Source organism: Sedimenticola selenatireducens DSM 17993 (assembly GCF_000428045.1).
GTDB classification, from domain to species: domain Bacteria; phylum Pseudomonadota; class Gammaproteobacteria; order Chromatiales; family Chromatiaceae; genus Sedimenticola; species Sedimenticola selenatireducens.
Genome location: NZ_ATZE01000014.1, coordinates 28107 through 44185, shown reverse-complemented (window position 1 = coordinate 44185; position 16079 = coordinate 28107). Strand labels below are relative to the sequence as shown.

The 16079-nt window shown below is 58.6% G+C and carries 18 protein-coding genes; 3 read left to right on the top strand and 15 right to left on the bottom strand.

From position 1 onward, the window contains the following. Window positions 1-9: 9 nt before the first annotated feature. The 10 genes from A3GO_RS26575 to A3GO_RS0112780 form a co-directional block, all read right to left on the bottom strand. Window positions 10-528: a YHS domain-containing protein gene (locus tag A3GO_RS26575; protein WP_245621737.1), complete on the bottom strand. Its 519-nt coding sequence runs from the start codon at window positions 526-528 to the stop codon at window positions 10-12. 31 nt (window positions 529-559) lie between these two features. Next, window positions 560-1930: a class I SAM-dependent methyltransferase gene (locus tag A3GO_RS0112820; RefSeq protein WP_245621733.1), complete on the bottom strand. Its 1371-nt coding sequence runs from the start codon at window positions 1928-1930 to the stop codon at window positions 560-562. Further along, complete coding sequence (locus A3GO_RS0112815; RefSeq protein ID WP_029133729.1) at window positions 1882-2088, bottom strand: hypothetical protein; 207 nt, start codon at window positions 2086-2088, stop codon at window positions 1882-1884. Before A3GO_RS0112815 ends, A3GO_RS0112820 begins: the two co-directional genes overlap by 49 nt. Before the next feature lie 232 nt (window positions 2089-2320). Further along, the gene (gene glgP / locus A3GO_RS0112810; protein ID WP_029133728.1) at window positions 2321-4009 is read right to left on the bottom strand and encodes an alpha-glucan family phosphorylase; all 1689 of its coding nucleotides are present in this window, start codon (window positions 4007-4009) and stop codon (window positions 2321-2323) included. A gap of 80 nt (window positions 4010-4089) precedes the next feature. Then, window positions 4090-5220 (bottom strand): NAD(P)/FAD-dependent oxidoreductase, encoded by a 1131-nt coding sequence (locus A3GO_RS0112805; RefSeq protein WP_029133727.1) that lies wholly within the window; start codon window positions 5218-5220, stop codon window positions 4090-4092. Window positions 5221-5222: 2 nt separating this feature from the next. Further along, entirely contained in the window at window positions 5223-5513 is a 291-nt protein-coding gene (locus tag A3GO_RS0112800; protein ID WP_029133726.1) for a DUF5676 family membrane protein, read from the bottom strand. Continuing rightward, window positions 5510-5809, bottom strand: a complete 300-nt coding sequence (locus A3GO_RS0112795; RefSeq protein WP_037375323.1) for a YHS domain-containing protein — start codon at window positions 5807-5809, stop codon at window positions 5510-5512. The genes A3GO_RS0112800 and A3GO_RS0112795 overlap by 4 nt, the downstream gene beginning before the upstream one ends. Window positions 5810-5820: 11 nt before the next feature. Then, on the bottom strand, window positions 5821-6468 hold the full coding sequence (locus A3GO_RS23785) for a methyltransferase family protein (protein WP_037375320.1): 648 nt from the start codon (window positions 6466-6468) through the stop codon (window positions 5821-5823). Continuing rightward, on the bottom strand, window positions 6465-6725 hold the full coding sequence (locus tag A3GO_RS0112785) for a DUF2933 domain-containing protein (RefSeq protein WP_029133724.1): 261 nt from the start codon (window positions 6723-6725) through the stop codon (window positions 6465-6467). The genes A3GO_RS23785 and A3GO_RS0112785 overlap by 4 nt, the downstream gene beginning before the upstream one ends. 69 nt (window positions 6726-6794) lie before the next feature. Beyond that, on the bottom strand, window positions 6795-7211 hold the full coding sequence (locus A3GO_RS0112780; RefSeq protein ID WP_029133723.1) for a hypothetical protein: 417 nt from the start codon (window positions 7209-7211) through the stop codon (window positions 6795-6797). 472 nt (window positions 7212-7683) lie between these two features. Between A3GO_RS0112780 and A3GO_RS0112775 the strand changes: the two genes are divergently transcribed. The 3 genes from A3GO_RS0112775 (at window position 7684) to A3GO_RS0112765 (ending at window position 10993) form a co-directional block, all read left to right on the top strand. Further along, window positions 7684-8367, top strand: coding sequence for a heavy metal response regulator transcription factor (locus A3GO_RS0112775; protein WP_029133722.1), 684 nt, complete (start codon window positions 7684-7686; stop codon window positions 8365-8367). Window positions 8368-8384: 17 nt separating this feature from the next. After that, window positions 8385-9821: a heavy metal sensor histidine kinase gene (locus A3GO_RS23780; protein WP_051302250.1), complete on the top strand. Its 1437-nt coding sequence runs from the start codon at window positions 8385-8387 to the stop codon at window positions 9819-9821. 620 nt (window positions 9822-10441) lie between these two features. Beyond that, complete coding sequence (locus A3GO_RS0112765; protein ID WP_029133721.1) at window positions 10442-10993, top strand: DsbE family thiol:disulfide interchange protein; 552 nt, start codon at window positions 10442-10444, stop codon at window positions 10991-10993. Window positions 10994-11097: 104 nt separating this feature from the next. On the opposite strand, the gene A3GO_RS25375 is transcribed toward A3GO_RS0112765, so the two are convergent. From A3GO_RS25375 to A3GO_RS23770, 5 genes are read right to left on the bottom strand one after another with little or no spacing between them, the layout of a single operon-like run. Then, window positions 11098-11514 carry a hypothetical protein gene (locus tag A3GO_RS25375; RefSeq protein WP_051302248.1) on the bottom strand — a complete coding sequence of 139 codons (417 nt, stop codon included), beginning with the start codon at window positions 11512-11514 and terminating at the stop codon, window positions 11098-11100. Further along, on the bottom strand, window positions 11511-12401 hold the full coding sequence (gene ccmI / locus A3GO_RS0112755; protein WP_037375317.1) for a c-type cytochrome biogenesis protein CcmI: 891 nt from the start codon (window positions 12399-12401) through the stop codon (window positions 11511-11513). The genes A3GO_RS25375 and ccmI overlap by 4 nt, the downstream gene beginning before the upstream one ends. Beyond that, window positions 12398-12907 (bottom strand): cytochrome c-type biogenesis protein, encoded by a 510-nt coding sequence (locus A3GO_RS0112750; RefSeq protein ID WP_245621732.1) that lies wholly within the window; start codon window positions 12905-12907, stop codon window positions 12398-12400. The genes ccmI and A3GO_RS0112750 overlap by 4 nt, the downstream gene beginning before the upstream one ends. After that, window positions 12904-14898 (bottom strand): heme lyase CcmF/NrfE family subunit, encoded by a 1995-nt coding sequence (locus A3GO_RS0112745; protein ID WP_029133718.1) that lies wholly within the window; start codon window positions 14896-14898, stop codon window positions 12904-12906. Before A3GO_RS0112745 ends, A3GO_RS0112750 begins: the two co-directional genes overlap by 4 nt. After that, on the bottom strand, window positions 14895-16019 hold the full coding sequence (locus A3GO_RS23770) for a YncE family protein (RefSeq protein ID WP_051302246.1): 1125 nt from the start codon (window positions 16017-16019) through the stop codon (window positions 14895-14897). Before A3GO_RS23770 ends, A3GO_RS0112745 begins: the two co-directional genes overlap by 4 nt. Window positions 16020-16079: the final 60 nt, after the last annotated feature.

Below are 16079 nucleotides of genomic sequence, written 5' to 3'. Positions count from 1 at the left end.
AGCCACCGCTTACTTCCGCTTCACCCCATGCTGGCGGTGATGCCGAAGGTGCTTCTCCGGCTCCGCCTCGAACACCTCTCGGCAGTGCCCTGAACAGAAGTAATAGGTCTTGCCCTGATAGTCGTACGCCTCGACCGCACTCAGGCGGCTGACCTCCATGCCGCAAACTGGGTCCTTGAAGGTTCTTTCACTGTCCTGGTGTTTCATCGCTGTCTCCTGGGGGGGTAGAGAAAAAAATGTCATCACGTTCTGCAACGCATCCGAGATCCTCATCTCGGGCGTAGAGGTCACTACCGGCGCCGTCATCACCTGTTCAGCCAACAGCACTGAAGAGTTTGTCGGCAACTGTTCGACCGCGTGGTAAGCCTGCGCGACTGAATATTGCCGGTCATGCTGTTCCGATGTGCCCTGGTGCCCCAATTCCTCGATGGGGCGTTCCATTGCAATCGCTTCGGTTTTTTCGACCATCCGCTCTTTGAATACCTTCTCCAATGGCATGCGCTCATGGCCGTTCAAGCTGAAAATCATAAATGTCACTGGCTATTCCTCTTGCGACCCGTCAGACATACAGATCCCGCCGCGTCAGCGGCACCCGCGCCGGCCCGCCGTCCCTATTGGCAGCAAGGATCTGGTACACGCCGATATCACCCTGCTCGAACTGCAGCGCACAGGCCGCCATGTACAGGCGCCAAATACGATAGATGGACTGCGGGACCTGCCGCAGTGCCTCGGCCCTGCCCCTCTCGAGCCGGCCGACCCAGTGCCGCAGCGTCAGGGCGTAATGCCGCCGCAGCCCTTCCACATCGAGGATCTCGAAGCCGGTCTGCTCCATGGCGCGTTGCACGTTGCCGACCGTATCCAGTTCGCCGTCCGGGAATACATACCGGTTGATGAAGCGCGTGCCCACGGTCCCGCCCCAGCCTTCCCGGTCCTGGGTGATACCGTGATTGAGGAACAGTCCACCCGGTTTCAACAGACTCCGGGCGATATCGAAATAGCACGGCAGGTTTCTGAGACCGACGTGCTCGAACATGCCGACACTGACGATCTTGTCGTAGTGGGCTTCCCCTTGCAGCTCACGATAGTCCCTGAGTTCCACGGTGACCCTGTCCTGCAAATTCTCATTCCCAATTTTTTTTCGAGCATGGTCATACTGATTTTGGCTCAGGGTAATGCCATGCGCCTGGACCCCGTAATGTTTCGCCGCCCAGCAGATCAGCGCACCCCAGCCGCAGCCAATATCAAGCAGGCGGTCACCGGGCTTGAGTCGCAGCTTGCGACAGATATACTCCAGCTTGTTGCGCTGTGCCTGGTCCAGACTGTCATCCGGGGTCTCGAAATAAGCACAGGAGTAGACCATCTGCGCGTCGAGCCACAGCCGGTAGAAGGCGTTGGAGACGTCGTAGTGGAAGGCGATGGCCTGGCGGCTCCCACCTTTCGAATGAACGCGCCACGGCCACAAGGCGAGGAAGTTACGCCGTGCCGATGCCGCATTGAGGGAAGCGGATGCACCACCGAGGAACAGCGCTGCACACAGAAAGCCCGCCTTCTCAAAGGCGGACAGGTTCAGGGTCTGAAGCCGGTCCTTCATTTCCAGGGCCGTGTAGAGGTCACCCTCGACGTCCAACCCACCCTGAAAGTACGCCTCGGCCAATCGTAACGGATCACGGAACAGAATCAGCTCACGCAACAGGCGGGGTTCACGAACAATCAGGGTGACGTCAGGCACCCCTGCCCCGAAGCTCAACGTACCCCCGTCCCACAGGCGCACCGCCAAGCTGCCCTGGTAATCGCGGAACACGCGTTGCACGATCTGCCAGGCGCGGGTCGTGCTGGAGGCTGGAACAAGAGAGAAGTCCATGGCCCGTTCGATTCCGTGCTTCAGCCCGCGTCTCCAGCCGCCGCCAGTGGCAGACAGTCGTCCCGCCACAGGCACGCCGACTGATCGCAATAGCCGTCATAGGCCTTCGCGAAGCAATCAAAATTTCCCTCTCGGCGCTGAATATTGCGAATCAAACCGACCTTGTCGAACTTGCTCGGATCAAGCTTGTGGGCCTTGGCGATCTTGTTTAGGGTCTGTTTGTTCATAGGATTGTGCTCCTTCTGGTTCGGTGTATTGATGGAATAACGATGATTGCTCCCCCGCCGGCGTCGGCTCCATCCCGATGGTCTGGTGAGCAGCGCTGCGGGACCGTACCTGTTGTGCCTGATGCCGCTTCATTGCCTCGCGCCGGTGCCTGCCGGGCACGCAGCGATACGGAGAGTTCCATTGACATTGCTTGTTGCTCATGCCCGGGCATAATCAAATCCTCCTCTGGGGTCAGCGCATATAGGCGTCGCTGGTGTAGCGACGGATCATGCGGTGGCTGTTGAAAAACGAGGCGTTCTTGGCAATGGCGCCCTTCATCACCGCAATCCAACCCGAACGGTTTTCGTAGTACAGGGGCAACACCACCTGCTCGAGCTTGTCATAGAGCGCGACCGCATCGTTCTCGCCCGGCCCGCCATCCCCGATACCCCACCCGGTAATCCCCTCGATCCGGCCCTCGGACCACCAGCCATCCAGCACGCTCAAGTTGGGCACGCCATTGAAGGCCGCCTTCATGCCGCTGGTGCCTGAGGCCTCCCAGGGTGGCAGGGGCGTGTTGAGCCAGACATCGACACCGGACACCATAGCCGCGGCGATTGCCATGTCATAGTTGGGCAGGAACACCACCGGCACGGTACCGGCCAGTTCGCGGATGTACCCGTGAATCGCCTCGATGGCGCGCTTGCCGCTCTGGTCATGGGGATGTGCCTTACCCGCCAGCAGGATCTGAAACGGCCGCTGGTGGGCGATTGCCCTGAGGCGATCCAGGTCGGAAAACAGGAGATCCGGGCGTTTGTAGGCGGTCATGCGCCGCGCGAATCCCAAGGTAAACACGCCGGGATCGAGGCTGGTGCCGGTCACCGTTTGCACCTGCTCGACCAGTGCCTGTTTGGCCTGCAGATGTGCCTCCCGGATGGCATCGTCGCTAATGCAGCAATCGGCCCGCACCAGCAGTTCCGGTTCATGGCACCAGCCCTGCAGATGCTCGTCGTAAAGCCTGGCGAACGCCGCATGCGTCCAGGCGAAGGGATGCACGCCGTTGGTGACGGCCCGTACCCGGTAGCCGGGAAACAGGCGCCGCGAGGTTTCCGCATGGCGTTTGGCGACACCATTGACATACTCGCTGCTGTTGAGCGCCAGCCGGGTCATGTTCAGCTGGTCCCCGCCTGCCAGTCGCTGTAATGTCGCCAGGTCCACAAAATCCCCCAGCACCCGCTGCACCAGCCCATAGGGAAACTTGTCATGGCCGGCTTCCACAGGGGTGTGGGTGGTGAAATTGCACCGCTCGCGCACACGCGGGATGTCATAGGGAATATCTTCCGGGCGCAACTCCTCGCTCGGGTAGGCATAACGGTTCAACAACTCCAGGCATAGGAGCGCGGAATGGCCTTCGTTCATGTGATATTGGCGCACTTTGAAGCCCAGGGCGTGGAGCATGCGTGCGCCGCCGATTCCAAGCACGATCTCCTGCTTCAGCCGGTAGGTCTCGTCGCCACCGTACAAATAGTGGGTCAGCTCGCGATCCGCCTGAGCATTCTCCACCAGATCTGTGTCCAGCATGATCACCGGCTGGCGGCCACCCATGTGGCCTTCCAGGACATAGAGCCAACCACCCACCCAGACATCCCGTCCCTCGATGGGTACGGCAACCCGCGCCTGCAGCGGCCGAGCCAGGATGGCCGGATCCCAGGGATCGGGCGCCTCACACTGGTGGCCGGCCTCATCGATGCGCTGGCGAAAATAACCGGCGCGGCTGGCAAGACTCACAGTGACCAGCGGCAGCTCCAGATCGGCAGCCGAGCGCACGGTGTCGCCGGCGAGCACACCCAGTCCCCCGCTGTAGGTGGGAATGTCCGCCCGCAGCGCAATCTCCATGGTGAAGTAGGCGATACGCTCCGAGTGGATGAACTCGCGGCTCATGATGCCCTCCTTACCCGCACATTGCGGGCCTGTGTGTATTGATCAGCAAGTCTGCTTTTAGTCCGCTCTTGGTCACGACATTATGTATGCAATTCGCGGCCATGGCGGCACCAGACACAACTGCAATCGACGTGGTTGCAACTCTCGTCCTTGCGTTGGCTCTGGAAACGCCGCCGCGCCAGCGGCGCGAGCAAGCGCTTGACGTACGACGGGTGGTAGTAGCGGTGCAATAGCTCGCGTGCGTCCGAGTGGTTTTCCCGGTGGCGTAGCAGCCAACGATAACCACGGTTACCCAACAGACCGTACAGGGCGCGGTTCAACACCGCCGTTGCCATCAGTTCGCCCAGCATCCGCTGCCATAGCCTGTCGTAGTCGCTCCCTTCCAGCAGACTGCGGGCAGCCAGCACCCCCGAGATGACGGCCGATCGCATCCCGAATCCCCACAGGGTGTCCTGGAAGCCGGCCTGTTCACCCACCACCGCATGCGCCCCCGAGCGCGCGGTGAGCGGGATGCGGAAATTCCCCACCCCGCCGTGCGGACGGGGATCAATCATCTCCAGTCCGACCAGGTGTTTGAATGCCTCGACAGTGCGCTGTACATAGTGCGCCTCTTGCTTGAAGCCGGTGAACATGCAGCTCTTCACCGTCCCTTTGCCGCCCATGACCAGCAAATAGGCATAGCCCTGCGGTGCAAGGGTATCGTCACAGATCGCCCAGAAACCATCCGGCATGCGGGTGTCGAAGTGGTATCCAACGGCGATGGCATCGGCCGCCTTCGGGCCGGTGTCGAAGATGGCCGGTCCCTGCACGTGCTGCACCCGGCTGTTGAAGCGCACCTCTGCACCCAGCGCAAGTGCCTGGTGAAACAACGCGGTATCCAGCGTGTCCGGGCCGTGACCGCGTTCCACCATGTAAAACAACGGCTCGTGGCTGTCGATGCCGTATGCCTGGCCCCAGGCGTCGAAGGCGGTACCATGGTGACAGGGAAGTCGCTTGAAGTCGGTGGTGATCCCCAGTTCCTGCAAAACCACCAAGGCATCCTGCCGGGTGGTCCAGTTCTCCAGTCCCTGCAGGTCGCACTTGAAGCGGCATCCCACTTCGGGCTGTGCCTCATGCACAATGACCGGGCGTCCCGCACGCGCCAGGGTAATGGCAGCCGCCAACCCGGCCGGCCCGGCGCCGGCGATCTCGACAGGGATGTTCTCCGTCACAACTATCCTCTCTCCTGGCGCAGGCGTTTCCCGGCAGCACTGCGCGTGGCAAACAGGTTGTAAATAGGCACCCAGACCAGGGTGAAATACCAGCCATAGCCGTAGCTTTCGATCAGGCCCAGGAAAAAGCTCTGCCAGCTGATCCACTCGAAACCCGGCAGCAGTCCCTGCCAGGTCTGGTACATGGCATTTGCAGGAAACAGCAGATCAAACGCCACACACAAGGCAAAGGTGATGGCCAGAAACAGGCTGGAGGCGTGACCCACCGCGATCAGGGAGATGCCCGGTTTCATGTCGCACCTCCCGTGTCGCCGGTGGGTTTCAGGTACTTGCCGGGATCGGCTTCGAACTTGTCCAGGCAGTTGCGGCTGCAAAAACGGTACAGCATGCCCTGGTGCATCTTGCCGTAACCCTGGTCCGCCGCCACCGTCATGCCGCAGACGGGATCGCTATGCTCGCCTTCGCCGTTGCCGTGGCCTGCATGCCCGCCACGTCCACCGTGACCGTGCACCATGTGCGCCCCGCAACCGAAACGCATCATGAAATAGAACAGTCCGCCGAGAATAAGAAACCACAGTAAACCTTCCATACATACCTCCTTTACTGACGCAATCCCGCCAACAGTTGCGTCAGACGTGGGACAAACGCCGGCGTCACCGCGGCGTAGCGGGTATACGCTCCACCAACATCCTTACCTGCCTCCTCCTCGCGTTTGGCCAGGCACACGTACATGTAGACCAGCACCGGGAACATGAGCAGCGTGAGAATCGTCGGCCACTGCAAGAGAAAGCCGAACATAATCAGGATGAAGGCGACATATTGCGGATGCCGTATCCACGCATAAGGCCCGCTCACCGCCAGCCTGTTGGTCTTCTGCGCTGCATAGAGCACTCGCCAGGCCACGGCCAGCAGCCAGAAGCCACCGCCGATGAAAACCATGCTCAGGACATGAAACGGCCCGAAGTGTGGATTGGCCTTCGAGCCGAACAGCATCTCCAGGATGTGTCCGGCGTCATGCGTCAGCCAGTCCACCTCGGGATAGCGGCTCTGCAGCCAGCCGGAGAGGAAATAGATAGTCAGCGGATAGCCGTACATCTCGGTGAACAGGGCCACCAGAAACGCCGAAAAGGCGCCGAAGGATCGCCAGTCGCGCTCGGTCTGCGGTTTGAAAAAGCTGAAGGCGAACAGGATGAAAATAGCCGAGTTGACGATCACCAGTATCCAAAGACCATAAGCGGGGGCGGTCACGGGCGGTCTCCGTCATCCGGGCCTTGGTCTCCGCCGCCACGGCCGCCGTGCCCCCCGTGCATGAAGAAATGTATGCCGACACAGAATGCGAGCAATACCAACAGCAGTCCGTTTCCGATCAAAAGATGGGCCCGGTGTTCGTAAGCCAGCAGCAGGCCTGCAATAACGGTGAAGACAATCAGCACTATCCCGGCCCGGGATCGCCAGAAGCTGCCGGTCGGCGGGGGGCTGTGCTGTACGTGGTCAGGTTCACTCATGGTGTTCACCCATGCGATGTGCTGGAACACGGGCGGCAGTCATACCGTCCGCATCCCAACAGACTCGACTCAACGATGTGGCATACGCTCGTATTCCTGCTGGTGCTCCATCATCTGATCCATCATCATCTGCATCATATCCATGCGTTGCTGCATCATGTCAGGCGACATACCCTTGCCGGCCCCTTCGCCGGCTTTACCCATCATGCCACCGCCCATCATGCCGCCACCCATCTGCTGCATCATCTGCTGGCGGCCACCCATCATCTCGTTCATCTGACCCATGGTCTCGCGCATCTCCTTCATGTGCTGCTGCATCAGTTCCATGTGCTTGCCTTGATCGTCGGTCTTGCCGGCCTGTTCCATCATGCGGTCCATATTCTGCATGCGGTCCTGCATGTTCATCATGCCGCCAACATGCTGTGCGGCCGATGTTGCCATGCTGGCCACCATAAGCGCACCGAACAGTAGAGTTGTGTATTTCATTGTCAATTACCTCCAGTTACCATTGATATACTTCGCTCATAGGGATGGCCAACATCACATGGCCATGGCCCGGGTGGATCAGATACTACTTGCTGGTCGGCCGACATTGACGTCATACCCATCATGCGACATGCCCTCCATATGCCGGGATTCCTGTTCCATGTCGCGCCCGCTATGCATGTAGGGAAGGTTGTAAACTTCGCTTCATCTCGGATTATCCTCCGGTCGCATATCCGATTGTCTCGTGTCATCGGCAGCGAATCTGTCCTACCCGACCACCTTATGGCACAGTAACGAAATACCCCTGTCCCCAGCGTGACGCGACCATTACAATGATGTAATGGTCACGTCATCTTCCAGACAGAGTGTCGGGGGTAATCTGATGTCCAAATCGCTGAAGCCACATAACTCAAGGCACCAGGATCGGGGAGCTACATTTTTTATATTTCACCGGACATAGCGAGGATCACGTATGAAAATACTGATCGTCGAGGACGAAGCCAAGATCAGCGAGTACCTCAGGCAAGGACTCACTGAGGCCGGCTTAATGGTGGACCTCGCCCGCAACGGACTGGATGGACACCACTTCGCCATGACCGGGTCCTACGATCTGGTCATCCTGGATGTCCTGCTGCCGGACGTTGACGGCTGGCGGATCTTGCAGGCGCTACGCGAGGCGGGCAACAAGGTCCCGGTGCTGTTTCTCACCGCACGCGACAGCGTGGACGACCGGGTCAAGGGGCTGGAGCTCGGCGCCGACGACTATCTCGTCAAGCCCTTTGCCTTCGCCGAATTGCTGGCCCGGGTGCGCACCCTGTTGCGGCGCGGCGCCGTCCCGGCAACCGAAACAATGCTGAGAGTGGCCGACCTAGAACTTGACCTGATGCGCCGGCGCGTCACCCGAGCAGGACAGCGCATCCAGCTCACCGCCAAGGAGTTCGCACTGCTGGAGCTCATGATACGCCACCACGACGAAGTGCTGCCCCGCTCCCTGATCGCCTCCCAGGTCTGGGACATGAACTTCGACAGCGATACCAACGTCATCGACGTCGCCATCCGGCGCCTGCGCTCCAAGATCGACGACCCGTTTGAACCCAAACTCATTCACACGGTACGCGGTATGGGCTACATGCTCGAAACCTCGGGCGAGGGTTGAGCGACCAGATGCGCCGAATGCGCCGTCCCCTGTCGCTCACGCTACGCCTGACATTGCTGTTCGGCGTCACAGCAGCCATCGTCTTTGCCGTGTTCGGTTGGATCATCAGTCAATCCACGGAACGCCATTTTGCGGCGGAAGATACCAGCGAACTTGAAATTATTGCCCGCGCCGCGCACGACATGCTGTCCGGCTTCCGTACGCCGGGCGATGTCACACAACTCAAACAACGCCTTGACGATATCCTGGTGGGCCATCACAACGCCTCACTGTATGTAGTCAACAAGGATGGACAGACGGTGTATGCCAGCCCGGGGCCAGATCTCTCCGCCATCGCAACGGCCGCGGGTCGGGAGACGGAAGGTAAGGTGGTGAACCAGTGGCAGGTTGCAAACCACACGTACACTGCATTGATTCAGCTCGTGCGCGAAGTCGCACCCGCGGCCAACGGGCCCTATACCCTCGTGATCGCGGCACCGATCGAAGCACACCTGCATTTTCTAGCCGCCTTTCGCCGCACCTTGTGGTTCATGATCGCCAGTTGTGTTGCTATTGTAAGCCTTTTGGGATGGGTCGCAGTACGGCAAAGCCATGCACCGCTACACGATATCGTCGCCCGGATTCGCCGCATCAGCGCCAATGAATTGAACACCCACTTGCCGCCCGAAACCGTGCCGTATGAACTCACGGAGCTTGCTGTCTCCTTCAACGAGATGCTGCAGCGCATGGACGCGGCGTTCCACCGGCTTTCGGACCTCAACTCCGATATCGCCCATGAGCTGCGCACACCCATCACCAACCTGATGACCCAGACCCAGGTGGCGCTCTCACGGGCGCGCACCATCGACGAGTACCGGGAAATACTCTATTCAAACATGGAAGAATATGAGCGCATGGCTCAGATGGTGGGCGACATGCTGCTTCTGGCGCAGACGGACAACCACCCACAGATCAAGAATATAGAGGAGGTGAATCTGGCCGATGAAGCGCATGCGTTGTTTGAATATTACGATGGCTGGGCGGAAGAGCGCGGGATCGCACTGACGCTGGAAGGTGTCGCTACGGTCTCGGGTGACCGGCTCATGCTGCGGCGTGCGCTGGGCAATCTCTTATCCAACGCCATCCGCCATACGCCGGTTGGTGGAACCGTGCGAGTGAAACTCGATACATCAACCGCCGGCAACAACAGTATCGTTGTCGAAAACCCCGGCCCGGAAATACCATCCGAGCATCTCCCGAAACTCTTTGACCGCTTCTATCGCATCGACCTATCCAGACAACGCGGCGGTGATGGTGTCGGGCTGGGGCTCGCCATCGTCAAGTCGATCGTCACCGCCCATGGGGGAAAGATTGACGTCGCCTCCGCAGAAGGGTGCACAAGATTCCAGATAGCGCTGCGCAAGCGGCCAGCGTCGATGAGAAGGCCACGGCAGGATCGGGCAGGTGACTCATGACCCCAAATCCAGAAATATGGATATATTAGTGTGACACTGGCTCTGTCCTGCACAACCCAGACATGAAAGTGCGCCTGTGTCTTCCGCGCGACGCCGTCCGAATGAACCATTACCACCACAGACGGTCTCAGCTTAAGCACGCGAGACTACCTCGTAAAAACCTGTTCTGTATCTGGGTCTGGAGAAGAACATTACATGGCATGCGCCGGCCATTCTGTAATCTGTCTGTACCGTCACATGACATTGATGTTGCTTATCCTGGCAGTCATCATTCTGCATGCGCCCATCGCCCAAGGTGGGGTCCTCTCTTCTGTCGATACCGGCATGCAAGCAACATCCATAACACCTGTCGCCACTGACTGCTGTCCCGGACATAGCGCCGGCGGGATAACCTGCTCGATCTGCGCTTCTACTCCCGGCGCACCGAAGTTAAACCACCTCGCCACAGTGGCAACCCGCGCCCTCTTCCCCCCGGCCGATCGCCACCCATCACAACGATTCAACCGACCGCCGCACCGACCTCCAATCATCCATTGATTTGCCGTCCCTATTCGCCCGGCAACCGGGCCTAATGGCGACAGTTCAGCTGTCGCCAATCAATTGACTATTGGAGATGTACCGTGACATACCGCCATCTGATACCACTTGGATTGTTCTTGCTACTGGTAATTCTGTTCGGACGAGGGCTGTTTCTGAACCCGCGTGAGATTCCATCCGCCCTGATCGACAAACCCGTACCCACATTTGATCTGCCAACGCTACGCGACCCGGAGAAACGTTTTACCAACGAGATATTCGACGGCAAGGTTTCACTCTATAACGTCTTTGCCAGCTGGTGTACCGCTTGCCGCGATGAACACCCCCTGTGGATGGAGTTTGCCCGTGAAGGCGAGTATCCCCTCTATGGTTTCAACTACAAGGACAAGCGTGAGGACGCGCTGGAGTGGCTGGCCGAACTGGGTGATCCCTACGTGGAGATTGCCCATGATTTTCCAGGACTCAGTGGCATAAACTGGGGTGTCTACGGTGTGCCTGAGACGTTCGTCATCGACAAGCAGGGAAACATCCGTTACAAGCAGATCGGACCTATCAATCGCGAGATTCTCGAACAGAAAATTCGCCCCCTGCTTACCCGGCTGGAGCAGGAACCGGCAAAGGAGTTGACGCAATGATGGTGGTTTATCAGCCTGCACTATCGAGATAGTGCAGGCTGATACCGGATCTTAGCGGAAAATAAGGAAGCAGGATGCCCGGGGAAGATCCCCGGGCGGTTTCCTCAGCTATCCTGGCCGGAAGATGGCCCTGATTTGTCCTTGTCACCCGAGCCGTGACAACCCCCCTTGCCGTCGCCCTTGTGCATGCACATGCCCATCAGGCACATCACCGCACAAGGTGCAAACGCGAGGATCAGGGGGGCCATGCCAGCTGCCACCAACCACTCCCAGTTAAACCAGGCCCCCAATCCCAGCAGCACCGCGCCCAGCGCCAGCTGAACGCGACGCTGCGACAACCAGTGACGCAACAACAGATAGAGATCACGTCGGAGGGGACGCCCCTGGTTCTGGCTGGCGATGGAATCATTCACGACACTCTTCTCCAGTATCAATATATCTTCTCCGGCGTCGCTATCCGTGGACACAACACCATCCGTCCCGTCATCGGTTTTACGCTGTCGGTATGCAGGGTTCGTCATTCGGAAGTCCTCCCGGTGGCCGGTGGTGTCTGCGACGTTTGTGACACTAGTGACTTTTCGGCAAGTTCGCGACGGATATCCACAATGGCTCCGTTCACCGTGTCAGCATTTTTGCTGTCAGCTGGCAACAGGGTGATCAGACGCTCCCAGGTCCCGACCGCTTCTTCCAGCGCACCGCGCTGATAGGCGCCGATCCCCGAGAGCCACAACGCCTTCGGCTGCTTCGGATCCAGGGATAATGCCGTATTGATAAATTCCATGGCGCGACCATTGATCCCCGCCTCATCGACCATCGACAGAGCTTCGGCGTAGCCGGCCAGCAGGTCAGGTTTATCGTTCACCAGTTCATAGGCACGGGAATAAGCATCGACCGCTTGACTGTAACGTTCCATCGCCAGGTATGACTGCCCAAGCAACTCCCATGCGGGCGCATCATCCGGTTGTTGGGTAACACGCCGGGCGAGCTGCTCGGCCAACTCATCCAGTGTCGGCATCTGGCGCATTTGCGTCGACTGTTGACCATCAATCAATGCGTAGTTTCCCAGCCGCCAATAACCGGCAGTCGCCAGTACAGGCACGATCAACGCAATAGCGGTGGCCGAATACCACCACGACCGTGAGCTGCGTGCAGGTATTGCGGGAACAGCCTGACCAAGATCATCAAGCAGTTCCCGTTCCAGTTCACGTTTAGCCGCGGTGTAGTAGGACTGATCCATGCGTCCTTCCCGCAAATCACTCTCCAACTCCTTGAGACGGTCCTCATGCATGGCAATATTAAGCGCCCCGCGGGACGTTATCGTCACTGCCTGTGATCGCAACAACGGTGTTAATACAAATGCGAGGGCCGTAATCACCATCGCTACGGCTGTAACCCAGAACAACATCATCTGGAAGTCCCCCTATGCGTATCGCTCATTAATGTTTTGAGCCGTGCGCGTTCCTCACGGGTCAGTTCATCAGTCTCTGGACGGCGGGCAATGCCGGCGACCAGATACCATAATCCACCAATCCCCAGCACACCGAGCAGGAAAGGCCCCACCCATAACAACAAGGTGGAGGCCCTCAGCGGTGGACGGAAAAGTACAAAATCGCCATATCGCGCCACCATGAACTCGATAACCTCTTCATCCGACGCTCCGGCACGGATCTGTTGATACAAGGTATCGCGAATGTCTTTGGCCAGATCAGCGTTGGACTCGGCGATATTCTGGTTCTGGCAGACCAGGCATCGCAACTGCGTGGTCAGTTCCCAGAAGCGCGCCTGTTGCTCCGGTTCTTCAAAAGGATAAAGATCCGCACCATGCGTTGATGCCATCACTATTCCAGAACCTGACAGCAGCAACAGCAGCAACGCCATTTTGCTAAATTCTCTAACACTTAATGATGGCATCATGAGCGTCCCTCCTTGATCAAAACCGAACCGACGTCCGTCGGCAGATCTTCAACGGCACGACGCCGGGAGAGTCGATAGCGACGATCGGTGGCGGCCAGGAATCCGCCCAACATCATCAGTAAGGCACCTAACCAGATCCAGCGAACAAAGGGTTTGTAATAGACACGTACCGCCCAGGCTCCACCCTCTAACGGCTCCCCCATAGCCACATAGAGATCGCGAAACAATCCGGGCAAGATGGCCGCTTCCGTCATCGGCTGGCGACCGGTACCGTAGTTACGTTTTTCGGCGCGTAACTGGGAAAATTCACTGCCGTCACGGCTGATGCGTACTGGAAAAACCACCGCGCTATAGTTCGGACCCTGACGCTCCTCCAACTGGTCGAACTGGAAGACATACTCTGCGACGGCAACCCGGTCACCCGGTACCACGCGCACATCCCGTTCGACACTATAGCCGCTGGCCAGTGTGATACCGACAACGCTTACCGCAAGCCCGAAATGAGCCGACAACATCCCGTAACGATGGCGTGGCAGACTACGCAAACCCTGCCAATAGCCGCCTCGGGATCCGGCATGCCGATGCAACTCCTGAATGGTGGTAAGCGCCAGCCACAAGGCCAACATCAGCCCGAAGGCGGTCCCGGGACGCAGGGTACCGGTTGCCAGAAAGGCAAGTATTACGCCGAGCACAACGGCAACCAGCAACAGCGGGCGCACGCGGCGGGCCACCTCAGCGGGGTTATCCTGTTTCCAGCGCACCAGCGGACCGATGCCGGTCAGAAAGACCAACGGCACCATCAGCGGAATGAACACACTGTTGAAATAGGGTGGTCCAACCGAAATTTTACCACCACCCAACGCATCCATTGCCAGCGGATAGAGGGTGCCGAGCAACACCGTGGCGGTCACCACGATCAGTACCAAGTTATTGGCCAGCAGGAAGGTTTCGCGGGAAAAAAGTTGAAACTTACCTGCACTTTTCATCTTTGGCGCACGCCAGGCATAGAGCATCAGCGAGCCGCCAACAGTCAGTGTCAGCAATGCCAGAACAAAGATACCCCGCCCCGGATCGCTGGCAAAGGCATGCACCGAGGTCAGCACGCCGGAGCGCACCAGGAAGGTGCCCAGCAGGCTGAGCGAAAAGGTAAGAATCGCCAGTAATACCGTCCAGCTCCTGAACATCCCCCGCTTCTCGGTCACCGCCAGTGAATGGATCAGCGCGGTACCCGCCAACCATGGCATGAACGAGGAGTTTTCCACCGGATCCCAGAACCACCATCCCCCCCAGCCGAGCTCATAGTATGCCCACCAGCTTCCGATCATGATGCCGGCGGTAAGGAAAACCCACGCCAGCGTGGTCCAGGGTCGTGACCAACGCGCCCAGACGGCATCCAGCTGTCCACTCAACAGCGCCGCCACGGCAAAGGAAAATGCAACTGAAAAACCGACATAGCCCATGTACAGCAGCGGTGGATGCAAAATCAGACCGGGGTCCTGCAACAGTGGATTCAGATCGCGCCCTTCAATGGGCGGCAGTGCCAGGCGGTCGAACGGGTTTGACGTGAATGCCAGAAACAGCAGGAAACCGCACCCCACCAGGCCCATCACACCCAACACTCTGGCCAGCATGTCGCGTGGCAAGCTGCGACTATAAAGGCTGACCGCCACCCCCCAGACACTCAGTATCCAGGCCCACAACAACAACGATCCCTCATGACCGCCCCAGACTGCGGTGATGCGATAGATCAACGGCAGTTGTGAGTTGGAATTGGATGCTACATAGATCACCGAGAAATCATTGGTGATGAATGACTGCGTCAATGCAGCCAACGAAATGGTTAAAAACAGGCATTGTCCCCAGGCCGCCGGCCGGGCCAGGGCAATCCAGCCCTGGTTTCCCGTCCGGGCACCCCACAACGGAAAGGTCCCCTGTAAGAGAGCCAGGGTCAGTGCCAGCAGCAGTGCAAATTGACCAGCCTCCGGAATCATGGCTTGTCACCTTGCGCCTCGCCTACTGCCACCCCTGATGCCTGGTTCAGCAGAGCCATCTGATGGCCGATACCGGTTATTGGAATCTCACTGAGAAGCTTTAGATCGCGCTGACTGACCACCCATAATTTGGAGTCCCTGCGACTGGAAACGTACAGCTTTCCCGTATCCTTCACCGTGACCAGGTGATAGGGCTCCGGGCCCAGGGGTAGTGTGCGAATGACTCCCGTCGACAGTTGAATGGCAGCCAGTTTGTTGTCACCTCTCACCGCCACATAGAGCTGGCTGCCGTCATCGGAGATATCGATACCGTGCAGATCCTGACCCACCGGATGGCGACGTACCACCTCACCGCTGGCAATATCCAGTTCGACCACCTGACCAACACCATTGGCAACGACATACAGGCTCGACTCATCCGGCGACAGCACCATGTGTTCCGGTGCCTTCTCAACAATCAGGTTACGTAGCACTATCCAGCGACTGGTATCGATTTCACTGATTGTGCTGTTGCCTGTATTACTCACCCAAAGCCTGCTGCCATCACGTTTCGTTACGATATAATTCGGCACCGCTCCGGTCGCGAGTTTCATCACCAACGCACCGGTTTCAAGGTCAACTATGCTGACCAGTCCGGTGACTGGATGGGTGGAGATACCGTAACGTCCATCCGTCGAAATGAGCGTGTGGTGAATCGATCCCGGCAGATCAATCTGGCGCAGGATACGCTTGTCAGCCACATCGATCTGATAGGCCGTGCCCACCATATCGGTGCCGACCGTCACCTCGGCCTTTGCCCCGTCATCAGCGGCATGATGTGAACGATGTTCATCCTCGGACATGCCTGCCGGTCTGGCCGGAGTTTGGTCACCGGTACGCACATTGAGACTGCCGGCATAAAGACGGGTGCCGTTCGGACCAGACGCCAGGCCATGGCTATTGGCAATACCGTCTATTTTCCCAACGATCTGGTCGATAGCGCTGTCGATGATGAGCACACGATTGGCCTCACCGGTGGGTACCGCAACTTGGGGGGCGGCGGACAGACCCAGCGGTGCCAAGGCCAGGGTGAGAGTGGCGGCAGCCTTCAGGCATCCGCGATGCAAGATACAACGAATCATGTTGCTTTCCTTCAATAGGGTGGAGCGACTGTGCTCCAATAATCAGCAGCGACCGACACC